Origin of the sequence: Clostridium zeae (assembly GCF_017312485.1) — a bacterium.
GTDB classification, from domain to species: Bacteria; Bacillota; Clostridia; order Clostridiales; family Clostridiaceae; genus Clostridium_AR; species Clostridium_AR zeae.
The window spans coordinates 1-1,261 of sequence record NZ_BMBA01000019.1 but is presented as its reverse complement, the minus strand read 5'-3'; the positions used below and the strand labels follow the sequence as shown (position 1 = coordinate 1,261).

The window sequence follows — 1,261 nt, the reverse complement described above, 5'->3', positions numbered from 1 at the left end:
TAATCGCGAATCAGCATGTCGCGGTGAATACGTTCCCGGGCCTTGTACACACCGCCCGTCACACCATGAGAGTTGGCAATACCCGAAGTCTGTGAGCTAACCCGTAAGGGAGGCAGCAGCCGAAGGTAGGGTCAGCGATTGGGGTGAAGTCGTAACAAGGTAGCCGTAGGAGAACCTGCGGCTGGATCACCTCCTTTCTATGGAGAAATTATTAAGTACTGATGTATTTCAGGCTTAATATATACGAATTCTGGTTAGAATCTCTCTCTGTTTAATTTTGAGATACCAAGTAATTGGCATCTTAATTTAATATATACACATATGGGGGTATAGCTCAGTTGGGAGAGCACCTGCCTTGCACGCAGGGGGTCAAGAGTTCGAATCTCTTTATCTCCACCATTTGTGGGCTTATAGCTCAGCTGGTTAGAGCGCACGCCTGATAAGCGTGAGGTCGATGGTTCGAGTCCATTTAAGCCCACCATTGTTCTTTGAAAATTGCATATAAGTTAAAGTAAAGATATTTACTATTCTTTGTAATAAATTGATTGCTAAAATGCACGCTAGTATTTTAGCAAATCAGCAAATTTGTAACTCAAATTTGATTTGATAGGTCAAGCTACAAAGGGCGCATGGTGAATGCCTTGGCATCAAGAGCCGAAGAAGGACGTGACAAGCTGCGATAAGCTTTGGGTAGGCGCAAATAGCCTGTGATCCAAAGATCTCCGAATGAGGAAACTCACGTAGGTAACCCTACGTATCCTATAGTGAATACATAGCTATAGGAGGGTAAACCTAGGGAACTGAAACATCTAAGTACCTAGAGGAAGAGAAAGAAAAATCGATTCCGTCAGTAGCGGCGAGCGAAATCGGAAAAGCCCAAACCAAAGATTTATCTTTGGGGTTGCGGACAGAACATAAGGCAGAGTTATTATTAATTGAAGATATCTGGAAAGATATACCGTAGAAGGTAATAGTCCTGTAAGTGAAAATAATAATGAGCTAGTTCTGCTCCAGAGTACCACGAGACACGTGAAACCTTGTGGGAAGCAGGGAGGACCACCTCCCAAGGCTAAATACTACTTGATGACCGATAGTGAAGAAGTACCGTGAGGGAAAGGTGAAAAGAACCCCGGGAGGGGAGTGAAATAGAACCTGAAACCGTGTGCCTACAACCGATCATAGCACCATATGTGTGTGATGATGTGCTTTTTGTAGAACGAGCCAACGAGTTACGGTATGTAGCGAGGTTAAGTACTTAAGG

At 44.0% G+C, this 1,261-nt stretch carries 2 tRNA genes and 2 rRNA genes; all 4 read left to right on the top strand.

Going from position 1 to position 1,261, the window contains the following annotated elements:
* Positions 1-197: ribosomal RNA gene (locus J3477_RS25865) — 16S ribosomal RNA — on the top strand; the annotation flags it as partial.
* A 126-nt stretch (positions 198-323) separates the two neighbouring features.
* Positions 324-399 (top strand) — tRNA-Ala (locus J3477_RS25860).
* A 5-nt stretch (positions 400-404) separates the two neighbouring features.
* Positions 405-481 (top strand) — tRNA-Ile (locus J3477_RS25855).
* Between the two features lie 128 nt (positions 482-609).
* Positions 610-1,261 (top strand): 23S ribosomal RNA (locus J3477_RS25850); the annotation flags it as partial.